Annotated in this window: 19 protein-coding genes; 2 read left to right on the forward strand and 17 right to left on the reverse strand. The window is 71.6% G+C overall.

Features of this window, described 5'->3' with window-relative positions; all coding sequences use genetic code 11:
* Positions 1 to 129: 129 nt before the first annotated feature.
* Complete coding sequence (gene hisS, locus OIE12_RS05800) at positions 130 to 1,392, reverse strand: histidine--tRNA ligase (protein ID WP_329132420.1); 1,263 nt, start codon at positions 1,390 to 1,392, stop codon at positions 130 to 132.
* 13 nt (positions 1,393 to 1,405) lie between these two features.
* Positions 1,406 to 2,122, reverse strand: a complete 717-nt coding sequence (locus tag OIE12_RS05805; protein WP_030381755.1) for an MBL fold metallo-hydrolase — start codon at positions 2,120 to 2,122, stop codon at positions 1,406 to 1,408.
* A gap of 218 nt (positions 2,123 to 2,340) precedes the next feature.
* On the opposite strand from OIE12_RS05805, the gene OIE12_RS05810 reads away from it, so the two are divergent.
* Positions 2,341 to 3,162 (forward strand): peptidylprolyl isomerase, encoded by an 822-nt coding sequence (locus OIE12_RS05810; RefSeq protein WP_329132423.1) that lies wholly within the window; start codon positions 2,341 to 2,343, stop codon positions 3,160 to 3,162.
* Between the two features lie 135 nt (positions 3,163 to 3,297).
* Positions 3,298 to 4,527: a DUF349 domain-containing protein gene (locus OIE12_RS05815; protein ID WP_329132425.1), complete on the forward strand. Its 1,230-nt coding sequence runs from the start codon at positions 3,298 to 3,300 to the stop codon at positions 4,525 to 4,527.
* A gap of 224 nt (positions 4,528 to 4,751) precedes the next feature.
* Here the strand turns inward: OIE12_RS05815 and relA are convergent, their stop codons facing one another.
* The 15 genes from relA to pgsA all read right to left on the reverse strand — a co-directional run bounded on the left by relA (position 4,752) and on the right by pgsA (position 20,280).
* Positions 4,752 to 7,280, reverse strand: coding sequence for a GTP pyrophosphokinase (relA, locus tag OIE12_RS05820; protein WP_329132427.1), 2,529 nt, complete (start codon positions 7,278 to 7,280; stop codon positions 4,752 to 4,754).
* 181 nt (positions 7,281 to 7,461) lie between these two features.
* Entirely contained in the window at positions 7,462 to 8,001 is a 540-nt protein-coding gene (locus OIE12_RS05825) for an adenine phosphoribosyltransferase (RefSeq protein ID WP_329132429.1), read from the reverse strand.
* Complete coding sequence (secF, locus tag OIE12_RS05830; RefSeq protein ID WP_329132431.1) at positions 7,998 to 9,149, reverse strand: protein translocase subunit SecF; 1,152 nt, start codon at positions 9,147 to 9,149, stop codon at positions 7,998 to 8,000. Before secF ends, OIE12_RS05825 begins: the two co-directional genes overlap by 4 nt.
* 3 nt (positions 9,150 to 9,152) lie before the next feature.
* Positions 9,153 to 10,922, reverse strand: a complete 1,770-nt coding sequence (gene secD, locus OIE12_RS05835; protein WP_329132433.1) for a protein translocase subunit SecD — start codon at positions 10,920 to 10,922, stop codon at positions 9,153 to 9,155.
* Between the two features lie 138 nt (positions 10,923 to 11,060).
* Positions 11,061 to 11,579: a preprotein translocase subunit YajC gene (yajC, locus tag OIE12_RS05840; protein WP_329132435.1), complete on the reverse strand. Its 519-nt coding sequence runs from the start codon at positions 11,577 to 11,579 to the stop codon at positions 11,061 to 11,063.
* A 210-nt stretch (positions 11,580 to 11,789) separates the two neighbouring features.
* Positions 11,790 to 12,863 (reverse strand): Holliday junction branch migration DNA helicase RuvB, encoded by a 1,074-nt coding sequence (ruvB, locus tag OIE12_RS05845; RefSeq protein ID WP_329132437.1) that lies wholly within the window; start codon positions 12,861 to 12,863, stop codon positions 11,790 to 11,792.
* 78 nt (positions 12,864 to 12,941) lie between these two features.
* Positions 12,942 to 13,547: a Holliday junction branch migration protein RuvA gene (gene ruvA, locus OIE12_RS05850; RefSeq protein ID WP_329132439.1), complete on the reverse strand. Its 606-nt coding sequence runs from the start codon at positions 13,545 to 13,547 to the stop codon at positions 12,942 to 12,944.
* Positions 13,544 to 14,104, reverse strand: coding sequence for a crossover junction endodeoxyribonuclease RuvC (gene ruvC, locus OIE12_RS05855; RefSeq protein WP_329132442.1), 561 nt, complete (start codon positions 14,102 to 14,104; stop codon positions 13,544 to 13,546). Before ruvC ends, ruvA begins: the two co-directional genes overlap by 4 nt.
* Positions 14,105 to 14,307: 203 nt before the next feature.
* On the reverse strand, positions 14,308 to 15,060 hold the full coding sequence (locus OIE12_RS05860) for a YebC/PmpR family DNA-binding transcriptional regulator (RefSeq protein ID WP_030381766.1): 753 nt from the start codon (positions 15,058 to 15,060) through the stop codon (positions 14,308 to 14,310).
* Positions 15,061 to 15,108: 48 nt separating this feature from the next.
* Positions 15,109 to 15,717 (reverse strand): pyridoxal 5'-phosphate synthase glutaminase subunit PdxT, encoded by a 609-nt coding sequence (gene pdxT, locus OIE12_RS05865; RefSeq protein WP_329132445.1) that lies wholly within the window; start codon positions 15,715 to 15,717, stop codon positions 15,109 to 15,111.
* Positions 15,718 to 15,730: 13 nt separating this feature from the next.
* A complete protein-coding gene (gene pdxS / locus OIE12_RS05870; RefSeq protein ID WP_329132447.1) occupies positions 15,731 to 16,639 on the reverse strand; it encodes a pyridoxal 5'-phosphate synthase lyase subunit PdxS in 909 nt (302 codons plus the stop codon).
* A 205-nt stretch (positions 16,640 to 16,844) separates the two neighbouring features.
* Positions 16,845 to 17,381 (reverse strand): hypothetical protein, encoded by a 537-nt coding sequence (locus tag OIE12_RS05875; protein WP_329132449.1) that lies wholly within the window; start codon positions 17,379 to 17,381, stop codon positions 16,845 to 16,847.
* A gap of 48 nt (positions 17,382 to 17,429) precedes the next feature.
* Complete coding sequence (locus OIE12_RS05880; RefSeq protein ID WP_329132451.1) at positions 17,430 to 18,599, reverse strand: glycosyltransferase family 4 protein; 1,170 nt, start codon at positions 18,597 to 18,599, stop codon at positions 17,430 to 17,432.
* The gene (locus tag OIE12_RS05885; protein WP_329132453.1) at positions 18,596 to 19,594 is read right to left on the reverse strand and encodes a phosphatidylinositol mannoside acyltransferase; all 999 of its coding nucleotides are present in this window, start codon (positions 19,592 to 19,594) and stop codon (positions 18,596 to 18,598) included. Before OIE12_RS05885 ends, OIE12_RS05880 begins: the two co-directional genes overlap by 4 nt.
* Positions 19,591 to 20,280: a phosphatidylinositol phosphate synthase gene (gene pgsA, locus OIE12_RS05890; RefSeq protein ID WP_443053766.1), complete on the reverse strand. Its 690-nt coding sequence runs from the start codon at positions 20,278 to 20,280 to the stop codon at positions 19,591 to 19,593. The genes OIE12_RS05885 and pgsA overlap by 4 nt, the downstream gene beginning before the upstream one ends.
* Positions 20,281 to 20,449 lie beyond the last annotated feature (169 nt).

Raw genomic sequence — 20,449 nt, forward strand, 5'->3', positions numbered from 1 at the left:
GCCCCCGCCGCCCCTACCCGTCCCGTCCCTTCAAGGGGCTCCGCCCCTTGGACCCCGGCACGGGGCTTCGCCCCGTTTTCGCGCAGTTCCCCGCGCCCCTCTCAGGGGCGCGGGGAACCCTCTGCACCCTCAGCCCAGGCGGGTTTCCAGTTCGGCGACGATTTCGTTGAGGCCGACCGGTGCCTGGTCGCCGGACTCCATGTCCTTGAGCTGGACCACGCCCTCCGCGAGGTCCCGCTCGCCGGCGACGATCGCGAACCGCGCCCCGCTCCGGTTCGCGTTCTTCATCGCCCCCTTGAGCCCCTTCCCGCCGTACGCGAAGTCCGTCGAGATCCCGAGCTTGCGCAGCTCCGTCACCTTGGCGAACAGGACCCGCCGTGCCTCCTCGCCGAGCGGCACCGCGTACACGCTCGTCACGGAGGGCAGCGGCAGCTCGACGCCCTCCGCCTCCAGCGCCAGCACCGTACGGTCCACGCCCAGCGCCCAGCCGACCGACGGCAGGGCGGGGCCGCCGATCATCTCGGAGAGGCCGTCGTAGCGGCCGCCGCCGCCCACCGCGGACTGGGCGCCCAGCCCGTCGTGGACGAACTCGAAGGTCGTCCGGGTGTAGTAGTCCAGGCCGCGCACGAGCCGCGCGTCGTCCTCGAAGGAGACGCCCGCCGCGGTGATCAGCTCGCGGACCTCCTCGTGGTACGCCTTGCACGCGTCGCAGAGGTAGTCCCGCAGGATCGGGGCGTCGGTGAGCTGCTTCTGGACGTCGGGCCGCTTGTCGTCGAGGACGCGCAGCGGGTTGATCTCGGCGCGGCGCAGTGTCTCCTCGTCGAGGTCGAGGCCGCGCAGGAAGTCCTGGAGGGCGGCGCGGTAGACCGGGCGGCACTCCTTGTCGCCGAGGCTGTTGAGCAGGATGCGGAAGTTCCGCAGGCCCAGCGAGCGGTACGCCTGGTCGGCGAGGATGATCAGCTCGGCGTCGAGCGCCGGGTCCTCCGCGCCGATGGCCTCGGCGCCGACCTGGGAGAAGTGGCGGTAGCGGCCCTTCTGGGGGCGCTCGTAGCGGTAGTAGGAGCCCGAGTACCAGAGCTTGACCGGGAGGTTGCCCGCCTTGTGGAGGTTGGCCTCCAGGGCGGCGCGCAGCACGGAGGCGGTGCCCTCGGGGCGCAGGGCGAGCCGGGAGCCGCCCTTGGTCTCGAAGGCGTACATCTCCTTGGTCACGATGTCGGTGGACTCGCCGACGCCGCGCGCGAAGAGTTCGACGCTCTCGAAGCCGGGCGTCTCGATGTAGCCGTAGCCGGAGTTGCGCAGCGGCCGGGCGATCGCCTCGCGCACCGCCAGGAAGGTGGCGGAGTCGGGCGGCAGCAGGTCGTACGTGCCCTTGGGGGCCTTGAAAGTGCTCACGGAGGGTTTCTCGTCACATTCCTCGTCGGGGAGCGCCGGGCGTGCCGCTGTCGCGGCTGCCCGCGGCCACCTGCCGCAGATACGGGTTGGTGGCGCGCTCCTGGCCGATGGTCGTCTGGGGACCGTGCCCGGACAGCACCACGGTCGAGTCCTCGAGCGGCAGGCACACGCGGGCCAGCGACGCGAGCAGTTCTTCCGTGTCACCGCCGGGCAGGTCGGTGCGTCCGACGGAGCCGGCGAACAGCAGGTCGCCCGAGAAGAGGATCGGCGGGATGTCCGCCGCCTCGGGCAGCCCGAAGGTCACCGACCCCTTGGTATGGCCGGGCGCGTGGGCGACGGAGAACTCCAGGCCGGCCAGGGGCAGCACGGCGCCGTCGGCCAGTTCCTTCACGTCGTCGGGCTCTCCCACGGTGAGTTCGCCCAGGAGCTGGGCGCCGACCGAGCGGCCGAGGGCCTTCTCCGGGTCGCTCATCATGTAGCGGTCGTCGGGGTGGATCCACGCCGGTACGTCGTGGGCGCCGCAGACGGGCACGACCGAGGCGACGTGGTCGAGGTGGCCGTGGGTGAGGACGACGGCGACGGGCTTGAGCCGATGCTTGCGCAGCGCGTCCTCGACTCCCTGGGCGGCCTCGTGGCCCGGGTCGATGATCACGCACTCCTCACCGGCGGCGGGGGCGACGAGGTAGCAGTTCGTCCCCCAGGCACCGGCGGGAAATCCGGCAATGAGCACGTTCGTCCTTCTTGTCGTCTTCTGTCACCGTTCGTCGCCGTACGGCCGGACCTGGGCCGGGTACGGAGACGGGCGGGCACCGGTCAGAGCCTACCGGCGCTGCCGTTTCCTCAGCGAACCCATATACGGTACGGGGCTACACGCGGACGGCCGGCCCACGCACGCGAACCGGTCGGCGCACGAGACGCTTGACACCAGACGCTTGAGGAGACAACACCGTGGTCAGCCAGGAACAGCGGCGGCGTCAGCTCGCCCGGGAGAAGTTCTTGCGGCAGCAGCAGCGGCGCACCGACGCGCGCCGACGCGCGAAGGTGCGCAACTCCGTGATCGCCTCGGTGCTCGGCGTCGTCGTGGTGGGCAGTGTGGCGCTGTACACGACCGGAGTGATGAAGGACGACGACAAGAAGGAGAACGCGGGCGCGGAGGTGACGCCGAGCGCCTCCCCGACCACCAAGGCGCCGGATCCGTGCGACAAGGCGGCCAAGGGCAAGGTGAAGTCGCTGAGCTGGAAGAAGGAGCCGGCGATGACCATCGACAAGTCGGCGGACTACACCATGAAGCTCGCGACGACGTGCGGTGACATAGACATCGCCCTGAAGACGGCGGCCGCCCCGCACACCGTCAACTCGTTCGACTTCCTCGCCGGCAAGGGGTTCTTCGACCACACCAAGTGCCACCGGCTCACCACCAACAGCATCTACGTGCTGCAGTGCGGCGACCCCACGGGCAGCGGCAGCGGCGGTCCCGGGTACACGATTCCGGACGAGAACCTGAAGGACAAGAGCCTCAAGAAGGACACCTACCCGGCGGGTACGGTCGCGATGGCGAACACCGGCCAGAAGCACACCGGCGGCAGCCAGTTCTTCCTCGTCTACAAGGACAGTCCGCTGCCGGCCAGCTACACCCCGTTCGGAACGGTTTCCGACGCCGGCATGAAGGTCCTGAAGAAGATCGCCGATGCGGGTGAGAACACCGGAGCGGGTGACGGCGCCCCCAACGCGACCGTGGTGATCAACAAGGCCACCGTGACGAAATCCTGACCGTCAACTGCGAAATTTCGGTCGTGCGGGATGCGGACAGCCGCCCCGCCGGTCGCCTAGATTGGCCGTGACGAAACTGTGGACGATGCCCGGGGGTGTACCGCTCCCCCGCGCGCATCATGTGGAGGAGGCGCTGTGAGCAGCGACCCGTGGGGCCGCGTCGACGAGACGGGGACCGTGTACGTGCGTACGGCCGACGGCGAGCAGGTCGTCGGTTCCTGGCAGGCCGGCTCCCCCGAGGAGGCGCTGGCCTATTTCGAGCGCAAGTACGAGGGCCTGGTTGTCGAGATCGGCCTCCTCGAACGGCGGGTGCGGACGACCGACCTGTCCGCGAAGGACGCGCAGGCGGCCATCGATCATCTGCGCGAGCAGGTGGACGCGCATCACGCGGTCGGCGACCTCCAGGCGCTCCGGGAGCGCCTGAACAAGCTCGTCGCGACCGTCGAGTCGCGCCGCGAGGAGCGCAAGGCGCAGCGGGCGAAGCAGTCCGACGAGGCGCGGCACGCCAAGGAGGCGCTGGTCGTCGAGGCCGAGGAGCTGGCCGGGTCCGACCAGTGGCGGGCGGCCGGTGAGCGGCTGCGGGCGCTGGTGGACACCTGGAAGGGGCTGCCGCGTCTGGATCGCAAGTCGGACGACGAGCTGTGGCACCGCTTCTCGCACGCCCGTTCGGCGTTCTCCAAGCGTCGCAAGGCGCACTTCGCGCACCTGGACGCGCAGCGCGAGGAGGCCCGCAAGGCCAAGGAGCGGCTGGTCGCCGAGGCCGAGGCGCTGTCGGGGTCGACGGACTGGGGTGCGACGGCCGCGCGCTACCGCGAGCTGATGACGGAGTGGAAGGCGGCGGGCCGCGCGCAGCGCGAGCACGAGGACGACCTGTGGAACCGGTTCCGCGGGGCGCAGGACGTCTTCTTCGCCGCCCGTGGCTCGGTCTTCGCCGAACGGGACGCGGAACAGGCCGAGAACCTCAAGCTCAAGGAGGAGCTGGCCGAGGAGGCGGAGCGGCTGCTGCCGATCGGTGACCTCAAGGCGGCGCGGGCGGCGTTCCGGTCCATCAACGAGCGGTGGGAGGCCATCGGCCATGTGCCGAGGGACGCCCGGCCGCGGGTCGAGGGGCGGATGCACACGGTCGACCGGGCGCTGCAGGAGGCCGAGGAGGCGGAGTGGCGGCGGACGAACCCTGAGGCGCGGGCGCGCGCGGAGGGACTGACCGGGCAGCTTCAGGCCGCCGTCGACAAGCTGCGGGGGCAGATCGAGCAGGCTCGGGCGCAGGGGAATGCGGCCAAGGCCGACAAGCTCGAGCGGGAGCTCGAGGGGCGGCAGGCGCTGCTCGACCAGGCGCTGAAGGGGTTGCAGGAGTTCGGCGGCTGAGCGCGTCGCGGTGACTGTGCCGCCCCCGGTGCCTGGTGCGCCGGGGGCGGTTCTGTGTTTGGTTCGCCCCCGCCGCCCCTACCCTTCCCGTCCCTCCAAGGGGCTCCGCCCCTTGGACCCCGGGGAGCTCGGGTGGGTGGGGTCGAGTGGGGAGTGCGGGTGGGTGGGGGCTTGTCGCGCTCCCCGCGGCGGAGCCGCGCAAAGGACACAGCCCCGCGCCCCTTTCAGGGGCGCCTGGCCGACGTCACCCGGTAGACGTCGTAGACGCCCTCCACGCCCCGTACCGCCTTCAGGACGTGGCCCAGGTGTTTGGGGTCGCCCATTTCGAAGGTGAAGCGGGAGGTGGCCACTCGGTCGCGGGAGGTCTGGACGGCGGCGGAGAGGATGTTGACGTGCTGGTCCGAGAGGACGCGGGTCACGTCGGACAGGAGGCGGGAGCGGTCCAGGGCCTCGACCTGGATGGCGACCAGGAAGACCGAGGACTGGGTCGGGGCCCACTCGACCTCCAGGATCCGCTCGGGCTCGCGGGAGAGCGAGTCGACGTTGACGCAGTCGCTGCGGTGGACCGAGACGCCGCTGCCGCGGGTGACGAAGCCGATGATCGGATCGCCCGGCACCGGCGTACAGCAGCGGGCCAGCTTGACCCACACGTCTTCGACGCCCTTGACGACGACGCCCGGGTCGGCGCTGGAGCGCCGCTTGCGGCCCCGGCCGCGCGAGGGCGGGACGCTCTCGTCGATCTCCTCGGTCGCGGCCTCCTCGCCGCCGAGCGCCTGGACGAGCTTCTGCACGATGTTCTGCGCCGAGACATGGCCCTCGCCGATCGCCGCGTACAGCGCGGAGATGTCCGAGTAGCGCATCTCGTGCGCCAGGGTGACCAGGGAGTCGCCGGTGAGGATGCGCTGGATCGGCAGGTTCTGCTTGCGCATCGCGCGCACGATCGCGTCCTTGCCCTGCTCGATCGCCTCGTCGCGGCGCTCCTTGGAGAACCAGGCACGGATCTTGTTGCGGGCGCGCGGCGACTTGACGAAGCCGAGCCAGTCGCGTGAGGGGCCGGCGCCGGGCGCCTTGGAGGTGAAGACCTCCACCAGGTCGCCGTTGTCCAGGGTGGACTCCAGCGGCACCAGGCGGCCGTTGACGCGTGCCCCTATGGTGCGGTGGCCGACCTCGGTGTGGACGGCGTAGGAGAAGTCGACCGGGGTGGCGCCGGCCGGCAGCGCGATGACGTCGCCCTTGGGGGTGAAGACGAAGACCTCGTTGCGGGAGAGGTCGAAGCGCAGCGACTCCAGGAACTCGCTGGGGTCCTCGGTCTCCTTCTGCCAGTCCAGGAGCTGCCGCAGCCACGCCATGTCGTTGATGGCGGCCGAGTCCTTGCCGGCCTTGCCGGACGCCTTGGGGGCGTCGGTGCGGACCTTGGAGGCGCCGGCGACGGCCTCCTGCTTGTACTTCCAGTGCGCGGCGATGCCGTACTCGGCGCGGCGGTGCATGTCGAACGTGCGGATCTGGAGCTCGACCGGCTTGCCGTTGGGTCCGATGACCGTCGTGTGCAGCGACTGGTACATGTTGAACTTGGGCATCGCGATGTAGTCCTTGAACCGCCCCGGAACCGGGTTCCAGCGGGCGTGGACGGTGCCCAGCGCCGCGTAGCAGTCGCGGACGGTGTCCACCAGGACGCGGATGCCCACCAGGTCGTAGATCTCCGCGAAGTCCCGGCCGCGGACGATCATCTTCTGGTAGACGCTGTAGTAGTGCTTGGGGCGGCCGGTGACGGTCGCCTTGATGCGGGCGGCGCGCAGGTCCTGCTGGACCTCGTCGGTCACTATCGCGAGGTACTCGTCCCGCTTGGGGGCGCGTTCGGCGACCAGGCGCACGATCTCGTCGTACATCTTGGGGTAGAGGATCGCGAAGGCGAGGTCCTCCAGTTCCCACTTGATGGTGTTCATGCCCAGCCGGTGGGCGAGCGGCGCGTAGATCTCGAGGGTCTCGCGCGCCTTCTTCTCCTGCTTCTCGCGCTTGAGGTAGCGCATGGTGCGCATGTTGTGCAGGCGGTCGGCGAGCTTGATGACCAGGACGCGGGGGTCCTTGGCCATGGCGACGACCATCTTGCGCACGGTCTCGGCCTGGGCGGCCTCGCCGAACTTGACGCGGTCCAGCTTGGTGACGCCGTCGACGAGGAGGGTGACGACGTCGCCGAAGTCGCGGCGCAGGTCCTCCAGGCCGTACTCGGTGTCCTCGACGGTGTCGTGCAGCAGGCCCGCCATGAGTGTGGCCGGGTCCATGCCGAGCTCGGCGAGGATGGTGGTGACCGCGAGCGGGTGCGTGATGTACGGGTCGCCGCTCTTGCGCTTCTGGCCGCGGTGCCAGCGCTCGGCGACCTGGTAGGCGCGTTCGATCTGGCGCAGCGTCGACGTCTCGATCTTGGGGTCGTTGCCGCGCACTATCCGCAGCAGCGGCTCCAGGACCGGGTTGTACGGGTTGGCGCGCTGGACGCCGAGGCGGGCGAGGCGGGCGCGGACGCGGTTGGAGGAGCCGGAGCGCGAGGTCTGGCCGGTGTTGGCACGGGCCGCGGGAGCGGTGGGGCGCTCGGGCGGGGCCGGCTTGGGACGCGTCTGCGACGCGGGCTTGTCGACCGGCGACGGGGCGCCCTCGACCGGCCCGCGGGTGTCGTTCTTCGTGTCCGACGCGGGAGTGGCCGCGGGCTTGGGGGTCTCCCCGGGCTTGGCGGCGGTCAGGTGCTGGGCCTCGTCTGGCAAGAGGACTCCTCGTGCGCGATCCGGGTCCCCCGGTCAGGTTCCGGAAGCCCCATGGTAGCGATCCCGGGCCGTGGGCTCCCGGTCGGGCGGCGGAGACGGGACGCTACCAGCGAAACGCCCGGGGCGGGCGCCGGATTCCTCCGGGCCCGCCCCGTATCGTCACAGACTGCGTCCTGCCGGTTCAGACCTGGAGCAGCGCCTCCAGCGGGGCACCGTCCAGGGCCGGCTCCAGGCGGGCACGGCCACTGAGGAATCCGAGCTCCATCAGCACGGACACCCCGGCGACCTCGGCGCCCGCGCGCCGGATCAGGGCCAGCGAGGCCTCGGCGGTGCCGCCGGTGGCGAGCACGTCGTCGATGACCATGACGCGGTCGCCGGCGCTCAGGTCCTCGGCGTGCACCTCGATCTCGGCGGAGCCGTACTCCAGCTCGTAGGCCTGGCGCAGGGTCGCGCCGGGGAGCTTGCCCGCCTTGCGCACCGGGATGAAGCCGACGCCGGCGCGGACCGCGACGGGGGCGCCCAGGATGAAGCCGCGGGCCTCCAGGCCGACGATCTTCGTGGCGCCGTGCCGCACGGTCAGCTCCGCGAGGGCGTCGGTGAGCGCGGTGAACGCGGCCGGGTCGGCGAGCAGCGGGGTGATGTCCTTGAACATCACGCCGGGCTCCGGGTAGTCGGCGACGTCCCGGATGCGGCTCAGCAGCAGCTCTCGGATGTCGGTCATCGGCGCTTCCCGGAGGGACGGCCGCGGCCGCGGTTGCGCGAGGAGGGCTGGCTGCGCGTGCCGGACGGGGCGCCGGTGCCGGAGCGCGGCCGCTGGCCGACGACGGCCGGGGCGGCGTCCTCGTCGTCGCCGCTCCCCTCGTAGCCGCCGACGCGGGTGCCCGCGTGTTCGGCGTCCTCCGCAGCCTGCGCCCGCTTGGCGCGGACCCGCTTGGTGAGCGCCTTCATCGCCGGCTCGCGCTCCTTGAGGTCGGCGACGAGCGGGGTGGCGATGAAGATCGAGGAGTACGCGCCGGCCGCGAGGCCCACGAACAGCGACAGCGAGATGTCGTTGAGCGTGCCCGCGCCGAGGAAGCCGCCGCCGATGAAGAGCAGGCCCGCCACCGGGAGCAGCGCGACCACCGTGGTGTTGATGGAGCGCACCAGGGTGCCGTTGATCGAACGGTTGGCGATCTCGCTGTAGGTCCAGCGGGTCTGCTTGGTGAGGTCCTTCGTCTGCTCCTTGAGGCTGTCGAAGACGACGACCGTGTCGTAGAGCGAGTAACCGAGGATCGTCAGCAGACCGATGACCGTACCGGGCGTGACCTCGAAGCCGACGAGGGCGTAGATGCCGGTGGTGATGGTGATGTCGTGGATCAGGGCGACGAGGGCGGCCACGGCCATGCGCCACTCGAAGGCGATCGCGAGATAGATCACGACCAGCACCATGAAGATCGCCAGGCCCTCCCAGGCCTTGTTGGCGATCTGCTCGCCCCAGCTGGGACCGACGAGATCGGCGTTGATCTTCTCCGCGTCGATCTTCATGTCCTTGGACAGGGCGGCCTTGATCTCGTCGGACTTCGACGTGTCCAGGCCGGCGACCTGGATGCGCAGACCGCCCGTGCCGAGCTTCTGCACGACCGCGTCGTGGCCCGCCGCGTTCTCCGCGTACGTCTCGGCCTGGGCGACCGAGACGCTGGTCTTCGGGGTGGTGAAGACCGCGCCGCCCTGGAAGTCGATGCCCATGTTGAGGCCGCGGACGGCGAGACCGACGATCGCGGTGATCGTGATCAGGATCGAGATGCCGTACCAGATCTTGCGGTGGCCGATGAAGTCGTAACCGACCTCGCCACGGTGGAGCCGGGCGCCGAGGTTGCCGAGCTTCGACATGTCTCACGCCTCCTTCGGGTCGACGGGGCCCGCGGCAGGACCGGAGGGACGACGGGAGCGCCGCAGGGGCGGCTTGGCGCCGAGGCGCTTGGGGTCGAGGCCGGACCAGCTGTGGCCGTCGTGGAAGAACCGGCGGCGGGCGAGGATCGTCATCAGCGGCTTGGTGAAGAGGAAGACGACGACCACGTCGAGCAGGGTGGTCAGGCCGAGGGTGAAGGCGAAGCCCTGGACCTTGCCGACGGTGACGACGAACAGCACCGCGGCGGCGAGGAACGACACGAAGTCGGAGACCAGGATGGTGCGCCGGGCGCGCGGCCAGGCCCGCTCGACGGCGGGGCGCAGCGTGCGGCCCTCGCGGATCTCGTCCCGGATGCGTTCGAAGAACACGATGAACGAGTCCGCAGTGATGCCGATGGCGACGATGGCGCCGCAGACCGCCGGGAGGTTGAGCGCGAAGCCGATGGTCGGGCCGAGCAGCGACATGATCACGTAGGTGAGGGTCGCGGAGACCAGCAGCGAGGCGATGGCGATGAGCGACAGGCCCCGGTAGTACGCCACCAGGTAGATGATGACGAGCGCCAGGCCGATGGCACCGGCGATGAGGCCGGCGTGCAGCTGCTCGCCGCCGAGCGCGGCGGTGACGGTGGTGACGCTCTGCTCCTCGAAGGAGAGCGGCAGGGCGCCGTAGGACAGCATGTTGGCGAGGCTCTGGGCCTCCTCCTGCGTGAAGCTGCCGGAGATCTCGGCGTTGCCGCCGGTGATGGACTGCTGCACGTACGGGCTGGAGACGACCTCGCCGTCGAGCACGATGCCGAACTCGTTCTGCGGCGACTGCTTCTGCGCGAGCTCACCGGTGATGTCGGCGAACTTCTTGGAGCCGCTGCCGGTGAAGGTCATCTGGACCTGCCAGCCGGACGCGCCCTGGGTGTCGTAGACGGCCTGGGCCTTCTTGACCTCGGTGCCGTCGACGGCCGCCGGGCCGAGCAGGTACTTGAACCAGGCGCCCTGGTTCTGGCCGCAGCCGACGGTGGAGTCGCCGGGCTTGGCCTTGTCACCGGCGGAGGCGCGGTCGGACGCCTTGGAGCAGTCGAGCGCCGCGTACTGCGCCTGCAGCTTGCTGGTGTCGTCGGAGGAGCCGGTGCTGGAGGACGCCTTGGGGCTCGCGGACGAGGACGGGGTGGCGTCCTCCTTGAGCGCGCCGGTGACCGCGCGGCCCTGCGAGGTGGCGGAGGACGACGGGGTCGACGACGTGGCCTTCTCGCTGGAGTCGTCCGACTTCGAGGAGTCCGCCTTGGCCGAGGAGGAGCTGCTCGGCGAGGCGTCGGCGGACTTGCTCGCCGAGGTGCTCGGCGAGGCATTGGCGGCGGCGCCGCTCGCCTCGGTGGCGAGGACCGGGCGGAAGTACAGCTTCGCGGTGGTGCCGACCTGCTCGCGGGCCTCCTTGGAGTTGGTGCCCTTGGGGATGTTGACGATGATGTTGTCGTTCCCCTGGGTCTGCACCTCCGCCTCGGAGACGCCGAGACCGTTGACACGGCGGTTCATGATCTCGACCGCGGTGTCCATGTTGGCCTTGTTGATCGCGGACCCTTGGTCGGCCTTCGCCTTCAGCGTGATGCTGGTGCCGCCGGCGAGGTCGATGCCGAGACGCGGGGTGGTGTGTCCCGAGGCGAACATTCCCCCGGTGAGCGCCACGATGGCGATCAGGATCAGGGCCAGGGCGCGCCACGGCTTGCTCTGGGCACTCGCGCTCCGGCCCTTTTTCGGTGCTGCCACCTTCTGTTACTCCCTCTCGGGCCGTCCGCGCGCGGGGTCGGCGCAGGACGGCCGTGCCATGGTGTCGGGATTCCGTGCGTCGCCGCACACCCCGGTCGCCGCGCGGCCGGAGCCGGTCGCGCCGCGGCCCCGGGGCGGCTACTTCGCGTCGGCCTCGCCGTCGGTCTTCTTCGGCTCCGCGTCCTCGGCCTTGGTGGCGCCGGCCGCGGCCGGGGCGTCCTCGGCGTCCGCGACGGGCTCGGCGTCCTTCTTGCCGAGGTCCACGGGCTGGTCGTCGGAGGCGTCGGTCACGGCGTCGGCGGCGGGCTCGTCGGTCTCGGTGAGGGAGGAGGCGTCGTCCGGCACGATGCTGCCGTCGGCCTTCAGGTCGTGCTCGATGCCGTGCACGATGCGGTTGTACTCGTCGTCGCTGAGGACGGCGCCGATCGCGTTCTTCGCGAAGACGAGCTCCACGCCCGGGCCCGCGTCCAGGAGGACCGTCTCGTCGTTGACCTCCTTGACCGTCGCGTAGATGCCCCCGATCGTGCGGACGCCGGAGCCGGGCTGCATGTCGTTCCGCATCTGCGCGGCCTGCTGCTGCTTGCGCTTGGCCGAGCGGGTCATCAGGAGCATGGCCCCGATGAGCACGATGAACGGGAGGAGGGTCACGATATTCACGGGACGGAGTTTCCTTCGCACGACCGCTCGGGTGGGCGGCCTGTCGGATGGGGGTGGTCGGCGCCGCCCACAAGGGCGGCATCGGCGGAGTCTAAGGGAGTCCGCACGCCAGGAACAACGCCCAGCATGGCACCGGGGTTCCTGTGGGGGCGAGTACCGGTTCGTCACACTCCGCCGCCGGGTCCCGTCCGGAGGGGGTCCGGCCGGGGTTCAGGGGCCGAACAGGTCCTGCTGGCCGCCGCCCGCGGCGGTGGACCGGGGCGGGGTGAGGCCCAGGTGGGCCCAGGCGGCGGGGGTGGCGACGCGGCCGCGCGGGGTGCGGGCCAGCAGACCCTCCCTGACCAGGAACGGTTCGGCGACCTCCTCGACGGTCTCGCGCTCCTCCCCCACCGCGACGGCCAGCGTGGAAAGGCCGACCGGGCCGCCGCCGAACAGCTTGAGCAGCGCCTGGAGCACCGCGCGGTCCAGCCGGTCCAGGCCGCGCGCGTCCACCTCGTAGACCTTCAGGGCGGCGGCCGCGATGTCCTGGGTGATCCGGCCGTCGGCCTTGACCTGGGCGTAGTCCCGTACGCGGCGCAGCAGACGGTTGGCGATGCGGGGGGTGCCGCGGGAGCGGCCGGCGATCTCGGCGGCGCCGTCCGTGTCGATCTCGACGTCGAGGAGGGTGGCCGAGCGGTGCACGACCCGCTCCAGTTCGGTGGGTTCGTAGAACTCCATGTGGGCGGTGAAGCCGAACCGGTCGCGCAGCGGGGGCGGCAGCAGTCCGGCCCGGGTCGTTGCGCCCACCAGGGTGAACGGGGGCAGTTCGAGCGGGATGGCGGTGGCGCCGGGGCCCTTGCCGACGACGACGTCGACCCGGAAGTCCTCCATCGCCATGTAGAGCATCTCCTCGGCGGGCCGGGACATGCGGTGGATCTCGTCGAGGAAGAGGACCTCGCCCTCCTGGAGGGAGGAGAGGATCGCGGCGAGGTCGCCCGCGTGCTGGATGGCGGGCCCGGAGGTGATGCGGATCGGGGCGCCCATCTCGGCGGCGATGATCATGGAGAGGGTGGTCTTGCCGAGGCCTGGGGCGCCGGACAGCAGCACGTGGTCGGCGGTGGCGCCACGGGCGCGGGCGGCGCGCAGCACGAGGTCGAGCTGTTCGCGGACCTTCTCCTGGCCGATGAACTCGCCCAGGTCCTTGGGGCGCAGGGCGGCCTCGACGGCCTGGTCCTCGCGGTCGGCGACGGAGTCCACCAGCCGTTCCTCGGGGGAGGCGGCGTCGGTGGTGTCGTCCCAGTTCATGGAGTGTGCCTCGGGGTCTCGTCGGGGCTGCGGCGGGGCTTGTCCGGTCCTGACCGGTCCAATGCGGCGGGCGGCGGGTCAGCGGGCTCTGTTGAGGGTCTGCAGGGCGGCCTTGAGCAACTGGCCCACCTGGGGGGCGCCTTCGGCGGCCTCGGCCTGGGGGGTGACGGCGGCGACCGCCTCGTCGGCCTCCCGGGTGGCGTAGCCGAGGCCGATGAGAGCGGCGTGCAGCTGGTCGCGCCAGCCCTGGCCGGCGGGGGCGCCGACCACGGGGGCGCCGAGGGGCTCGCCGAGGCGGTCCTTGAGCTCCAGGAGGAGCTTCTGCGCGCCCTTCTTGCCGATGCCGGGGACGGCGGTCAGCGCCTTCTCGTCGCCGGTGGAGACGGCCCGGCGCAGGGCGTCCGGGGAGTGCACGGCGAGCATCGCCTGGGCGAGCCGCGGGCCGACGCCGCTGGCGGTCTGGAGCAGCTCGAACACCTGGCGCTCGTCGTCGTCGGCGAAGCCGTACAGGGTCAGTGAGTCCTCGCGGACGACGAGGGAGGTGGCGAGCTTGGCCGGGCGGCCGAGCCGGAGCGTCGACAGCGTGTTCGGGGTGCACTGGACGGCCATGCCGACGCCGCCCACCTCGACCACCGCGGTGTCCGGGGCGAGGGCGGCGACCGTGCCGCTGACGAAGGCGATCATGCCGTACGGCCTTTCGATGCGGGGTGCGGTGCACGCGTCGTCCGGGAGGTGTGCCGGGCGGCGGCGAGCTGGAGCCGGTTCTGGGCGGGGGCGCGCCAGATGTGGCAGATGGCGAGGGCGAGCGCGTCGGCCGCGTCGGCGGGCTTGGGCGGGGCGTCGAGCCGGAGCAGCCGGGTGACCATGGCGCCGACCTGCGCCTTGTCGGCGCGGCCCGAGCCGGTGACGGCGGCCTTGACCTCGCTGGGGGTGTGCAGCGCGACCGGGATGCCCCGGCGGGCGGCGCACAGCATGGCGACGGCGCTGGCCTGGGCGGTGCCCATGACCGTGCGGACGTTGTGCTGGCTGAAGACGCGCTCCACCGCCACGTACTCGGGCCGGTGCTCGTCGAGCCACTGCTCGATTCCCTGTTCGACGGCGACGAGGCGGTGGCCCAGTTCGGCGTCGGCGGGGGTGCGGACGACGCCCACGCCGAGCATGGTGAGCGGCCGCCCCGGAACGCCCTCGACGACGCCGACGCCGCAGCGGGTCAGCCCCGGGTCCACCCCCAGTACACGCACTGCCGCCCCTTCCTCTTTTTGCGGCTGAACCGCCGCCGCTCTCGCGGACCTGGCCGGCCACCATCGGGGTTGCTCAATTGATGGTCGCGGTCCGCGGGATGGTGATCATCGATATGCGCCAGGCTATCGGGTGCCACTGACAACGAGAGGGGCCGACGGGGTTGTGTCCCCGCCGGCCCGTCGATCCGCTGGATGTGGCCGCGTTACGCGTCGACCTTCTCCATGACCTCGTCGCTGACGTCGAAGTTGGCGAAGACGTTCTGCACGTCGTCGCTGTCCTCCAGCGCGTCGATCAGCTTGAAGATCTTCTTGGCGCCCTCCTCGTCCAGCTCGACCTGCATGGTCGGGACGAAGTTGGCCTCGGCGGAGTCGTAGTCGATGCCCGCCTCCTGGAGGGCGGTGCGGACCGCGACCAGGTCGGTGGCCTCGCTGAGCACCTCGAAGTTCTCGCCGAGGTCGTTGACCTCCTCCGCGCCCGCGTCCAGGACGGCGGTCAGGACGTCGTCCTCACCGAGCTCGCCCTTGGGGACGATGACGACGCCCTTGCGGTTGAACAGGTACGACACCGAGCCCGGGTCGGCCATGGAGCCGCCGTTGCGGGTCATGGCGACCCGCACGTCGGAGGCGGCACGGTTGCGGTTGTCGGTGAGGCACTCGATGAGCACCGCGACGCCGTTCGGGCCGTAGCCCTCGTACATGATCGTCTCGTAGTCGGCACCGCCGGCCTCGAGACCGCCACCGCGCTTGATGGCGGAGTCGATGTTCTTGTTCGGCACCGACTGCTTCTTGGCCTTCTGGACGGCGTCGTAGAGCGTCGGATTGCCCTCGAGGTCGACGCCGCCCATGCGCGCCGCGACCTCGATGTTCTTGATCAGCTTCGCGAAGAGTTTGCCGCGCTTGGCGTCGATCACGGCCTTCTTGTGCTTCGTCGTAGCCCATTTAGAGTGGCCGGACATCTGCCTGTCTCCTTCGCGTAACCCATCCCTGCAACGAACGCGGAAATCCTACAAGGACTCGGCCGCCCGCTCGGCCCGCACCATGTCGACGAAGAGCGCGTGCATGCGGTGGTCGCCGGTCAGCTCCGGGTGGAACGAGGTCGCCAGCGCGTTGCCCTGGCGTACGGCGACGATGTGACCGCCGTGTTCGGCGAGCACCTCGGTGCCGGCGCCGACGGACTCCACCCAGGGGGCGCGGATGAAGACGCCCTCCACGGGGGCGCCGGCCACGCCCTTGACGTCGACGGCCGCCTCGAAGGACTCGTTCTGCCTGCCGAAGGCGTTGCGGCGCACGATCATGTCGATGCCGCCGATCGTCTCCTGCCCGGAACGGGGGTCGAGGATCTTGTCGGCCAGCATGATCATTCCGGCGCAGGTGCCGTAGACGGGCATGCCGTCGCGCACGCGCGCGCGGAGGGGGTCCATCAGCCCGAAGAGGACGGCGAGTTTGGAGATGGTGGTGGACTCGCCGCCGGGGAGGACGAGGCCGTCCACCTCGGCGAGTTCGTCGGGGCGCCGCACCGGCCTGGCCACGGCGTCGGCCACGGCCAGGGCGGTGAGGTGCTCCCGTACGTCGCCCTGGAGGGCCAGGACGCCGATGACGGGGGTGTCGTTCATGTGCTCCGGTGCCTTACCAGCCGCGGTTGGCGTAGCGCTCGGTCTCGGGGAGGGTGTCGCAGTTGATGCCGACCATGGCCTCGCCGAGGTCGCGGGACGCGTCCGCGATGATCTTCGGGTCGTCGTAGAAGGTGGTCGCCTTGACGATGGCGGCGGCGCGCTTGGCCGGGTCGCCGGACTTGAAGATGCCGGAGCCGACGAAGACGCCCTCGGCGCCGAGCTGGCGCATCAGGGCGGCGTCGGCGGGGGTGGCCACGCCGCCGGCGGAGAACAGCACCACCGGGAGCTTGCCCAGCTCGGCGACCTCCTTGACCAGCTCGTAGGGGGCGCGCAGCTCCTTGGCGGCGGCGTACAGCTCGTTGTTGTCGCAGCCGCGGAGCTTGGCGATCTCGCCCTTGATCCGGCGCAGGTGGCGGACCGCCTCGACGACGTTGCCGGTGCCGGCCTCGCCCTTGGAGCGGATCATGGCCGCGCCCTCGGCGATGCGGCGCAGGGCCTCGCCGAGGTTGGTGGCGCCGCACACGAAGGGGGTGGTGAAGGCCCACTTGTCGGAGTGGTTGACCTCGTCGGCGGGGGTGAGGACCTCGGACTCGTCGATGTAGTCGACGCCGAGGGACTGCAGGACCTGGGCCTCGACGAAGTGGCCGATGCGGGACTTGGCCATCACGGGGATGGAGACGGCGCCGATGATGCCCTCGATCATGTCCGGGTCGGACATGCGGGCGACGCCGCCGTCCTTGCGGATGTCGGCGGGGACGCGTTCGAGGGCCATGACGGCGACGGCGCCGGCGTCCTCGGCGATCTTCGCCTGCTCGGGGGTGACGACGTCCATGATCACGCCGCCCTTGAGCTGTTCGGCCATGCCGCGCTTGACGCGGGCGGTGCCGGTTTCGGGGGTGGGGGTGGGGGGCGTGACGGACATGGGGTGACCTCGCTCGGGGGAAGGGGCGTTCGTTCGGCTTTCTGCCGGTTCGAGGTAACGGCAGGGGGGAGGGGTGCGGCAAGGGCCAATGGGTGGGCGGTGGATTTTTTTCGCCCCCGCCGCCCCTGCCCTTCCCGTCCCCGGGGGCAAGCCCCCGGACCCCCGAAAGATGCGCAGTTCCCCGCGCCCCTTACGGGGCGCTTCTCTACCTGTCCGTCAGGGCCGACGGGGCCTCGTCGTCCATTTCGAAGGCCATCGGGAACGGGGCGTGGCCGGCCAGGTGGAACCAGCGGACCTTGCGGTGGAGGCGGAGGGCGCGGGCCGCGCGTACGGCGTCGTTGTGGAAGCGGCGGGCCATCGGCACCCTGCGGACCGCCTCCGTGAGCTCCCGGGCGGCGTCCTGGCCGCCCGGGGCCCGGCGGACCTCCTCGACCTGCTGGGCCTCGGCGAAGACGGCCCGCAGCGCCTGGCTCAGCTCGCTCTCGGCGACCTCGCGCTGCTCCTCCTCGGCCTGCCGGGCGGCGTGGGCCGCCTCGTACAGGACGATGGAGGCGGCCGGGTCCAATACGCCCGAAGTGGCCAGTTCCTGGGCGACCGAGGCGCGGCGCAGCAGGGTCGCGTCCAGGGCGGCGCGGGCCGCGTCGATCCGGGCGTGCAGCCGGTCAAGGCGCCCGGCGGTCCAGCTCAGGTACAGGCCGATCGCGACGAGGGCGACGAGGATCCAGATCAGCGTTGCGGTCACGGGCGGCAAGGCTACCGGCACGCTCTGCGGGCATGGCCCGGGCGGCGGTCAGTCCCGGGCCAGCCCCAGGCGGGCCCGCAGGCCCGGGGAGCGGTCGTCGTCGGCCGCGGCCACCGCCGCCGCGCCGGCCGTCACCGTCTCGTAGACCGAGAGGATGTCCGCGCCCACCGTGGACCAGTCGAAGCGCCGCACGTGGGCGCTCCCCCGCTCCCGCAGTTCGGCCCGGCGCGCGGCGTCGCCGAGCAGCCGTGTCGCGGAGTCGGCGAGGGCGTCGGCGTCCTCGTTGGCGAAGAGTTCGCCCGCCGAGCCGTGGTCGAGCACCTGGGCGAAGGCGTCGAGGTCGGAGGCGAGCACCGGGGCGCCCGCCGACATGGCCTCGACCAGGATGATGCCGAAGCTCTCGCCGCCGGTGTTGGGCGCCACGTACACGTCGACGCTGCGCAGGAAGCGTGCCTTGTCCTCGTCGCTGATCATGCCGAGGAACTCGACGCGGTCGCGCAGCTCCTTCGGCAGGCCCGCGACGGCCTCCTTCTCGTCGCCGCGCCCGGCGACCAGGAGCCGGGCCTCCGGGTGGGCGGCGAGGATCTTCGGCAGCGCCTTCATGAGGACGGGCAGGCCCTTGCGGGGCTCGTCGATGCGGCCCATGAAGCCGAGCGTGCCGCCCTGCCACTCGGGCTTCGGCTCGGCCCGGGCGAAGAAGTCGACGTCGACGCCGTTGGGGATGACCACCGCGTCCCCGCCCAGGTGTTCGACGAGGGTGCGGCGGGCGTACTCGCTCACCGCGATCCGCGCGCTTATCTTCTCCAGCGCCGCCTGGAGGATGGCGTACGCGGCGATCATCGCCCGGGAGCGCGGGTTGGAGGTGTGGAAGGTGGCGACGATGGGACCCTGCGCCGCCCAGCAGGCCAGCAGCCCGAGCGAGGGCGAGGTCGGCTCGTGGATGTGGATGACGTCGAACGCGCCGTCGTGCAGCCAGCGCCGGACCCGGGCCGCGGACAGGAAGCCGAAGTTGAGGCGGGCCACCGAGCCGTTGTACGGCACCGGGACCGCGCGGCCGGCCGAGACGACGTACGGCGGCAGCGGGGTGTCGTCGTCCGCGGGGGCGAGGACGGAGACCTCGTGGCCCTGGCGGAGGAAGTAGTCGGCCAGGTCGCGGATGTGGAACTGGACGCCGCCCGGCACGTCCCAGGAGTACGGGCAGACGATGCCGATCCTCACGACGGCTCCCCGCCGGCCGGGGCGGTGCGGTCCTGGCCGGGCAGGGCGGTGCCGCCCTCGTCCGGCTGCTCCCGCTGTCCCTGCTGGTCCTGTGCGCGGCGCGGTTCCAGGTCGGCGAGCCACAGTCGCTGCAGCATGTGCCAGTCCTCCGGATGGTCGGCGATCCCCGAGGCGAAGGCATCGGCCAGCGCCTGTGTCATGACAGACGTCTTCTCGGCGCGCGTACCTGACGCGGGTACCTCGATCGGGGGATGCACCCTGCCCTGCATGACGGGTGAGTCGTCGTACCAGAGGGTGACCGGGAGCAGCAGGGCGCCGGTCTGCTGGGCGAGCAGGGCGGGGCCGGCCGGCATGCGGGCGGTCTCGCCGAAGAAGTCCACGGCCACGCCGGAGGCCGACAGATCGCGGTCGGCGACCAGGCAGACCAGGCCGCCCGCCCGCAGCCGCCGGGCCAGGGCGCCGAAGGCGGAGCCGCCGCTGTGCGGGAGCACCTCCATGCCCAGGCCCTCGCGGTAGGCGACGAAGCGGTCGTAGAGCGTCTCGGGCTTGAGGCGTTCGGCGACGGTGGTGAAGGGCGTCTGCAGTTCGGTGGTGACCCAGGCGCCGGCGAGGTCCCAGTTGGCCAGGTGCGGCAGGGCGAGGATGACGCCGTTGCCCGCGGCGAGCCCGTCGGTGAGGTGGTGCACGTCCTTGGGGGCGAATCCGCCGCGCACCCGCTCGGCGCTCCAGGCGGGCAGCCGGAAGGACTCCATCCAGTAGCGCAGGTAGGAGCGCATCCCGGCGCGGGAGAGCGCGGCGAGCCGCTCGGGGCCCGCGTCGGGCACCACGCGCGCGTAGTTGGCCTCCAGGCGGAGCACGCCCTTGCCGCGCCGCTTCCAGGCGAGGTCGGCGACGGTCCGGCCGAGGCGGACGGCGACCGGCTCGGGGAGCTTCTTGACCGTGCTCCAGCCGAGCCCGTAGAGCGCGTCCGTCAGCCGCTCACGGGCACCGCTCACTGCCGGGCCCCGCTGCCGTGTCCGGCGGCGCTCTCCCCGGCCCCGGCGGCCGCCGCGGCCTCGGCCTCGGCGGACTCGCGGCGGACCGTGACGACGCGCTGGATCAGCGTGACGAGGCTGCCCACGGCGACGATCCACAGGGCGACGGGCAGCAGGTACTGGATGCCCGGGACCCCGAACTTGTGCAGGCCCGCGAAGCCGGCGGCGACCAGCGAGATCACCAGTCGCTCGGCGCGCTCCACCAGGCCGTTGACGGCCACCGGCAGTCCGATCGACTCGCCGCGCGCCTTGGTGTACGACACCACCTGGCCGCTGGCCAGACAGAAGATCGCCACCGCGCACAGCAGGTTGTCGTCGCCGCGGCCCGCGTACCACAGGGCGAACCCGCCGAAGATCGCGCCGTCGGCCACCCGGTCGAGGGTGGAGTCCAGGAAGGCGCCCCAGCGGCTGGAGCGGCCGAGCTGGCGGGCCATGTTGCCGTCGACGAGGTCCGAGAAGACGAACAGGGTGATGACGACCGTGCCCCAGAAGAACTCGCCCCAGGGGTAGAAGACCAGCGCTCCCGCGACCACACCGGCGGTGCCCAGGAGCGTGACCGTGTCGGGACTGACCCCGCGGCGGATGAGGAACGAGGCGAACGGTGTGAGAACACGCGTGAAGAATGCACGCGCGTACTTGTTCAGCATGGCCTTCCCGACGGTCGGTGTGGCCGCGGCCCCTGCTGGCCGCCGGCTGGCCCATCGTAGCCACGCGCGCGCGTGGCTGACGGCCGGGCACCCGCAGCCCGGGGTCACGGCCTGGCGGCGCCCCGGTCACGGCGGGGTCGCGGGCGGGGGGAGCCGCCTTCGGGGCGGC

The organism is Streptomyces sp. NBC_00670, assembly GCF_036226765.1.
In the GTDB taxonomy this organism is placed as follows: domain Bacteria; phylum Actinomycetota; class Actinomycetes; order Streptomycetales; family Streptomycetaceae; genus Streptomyces.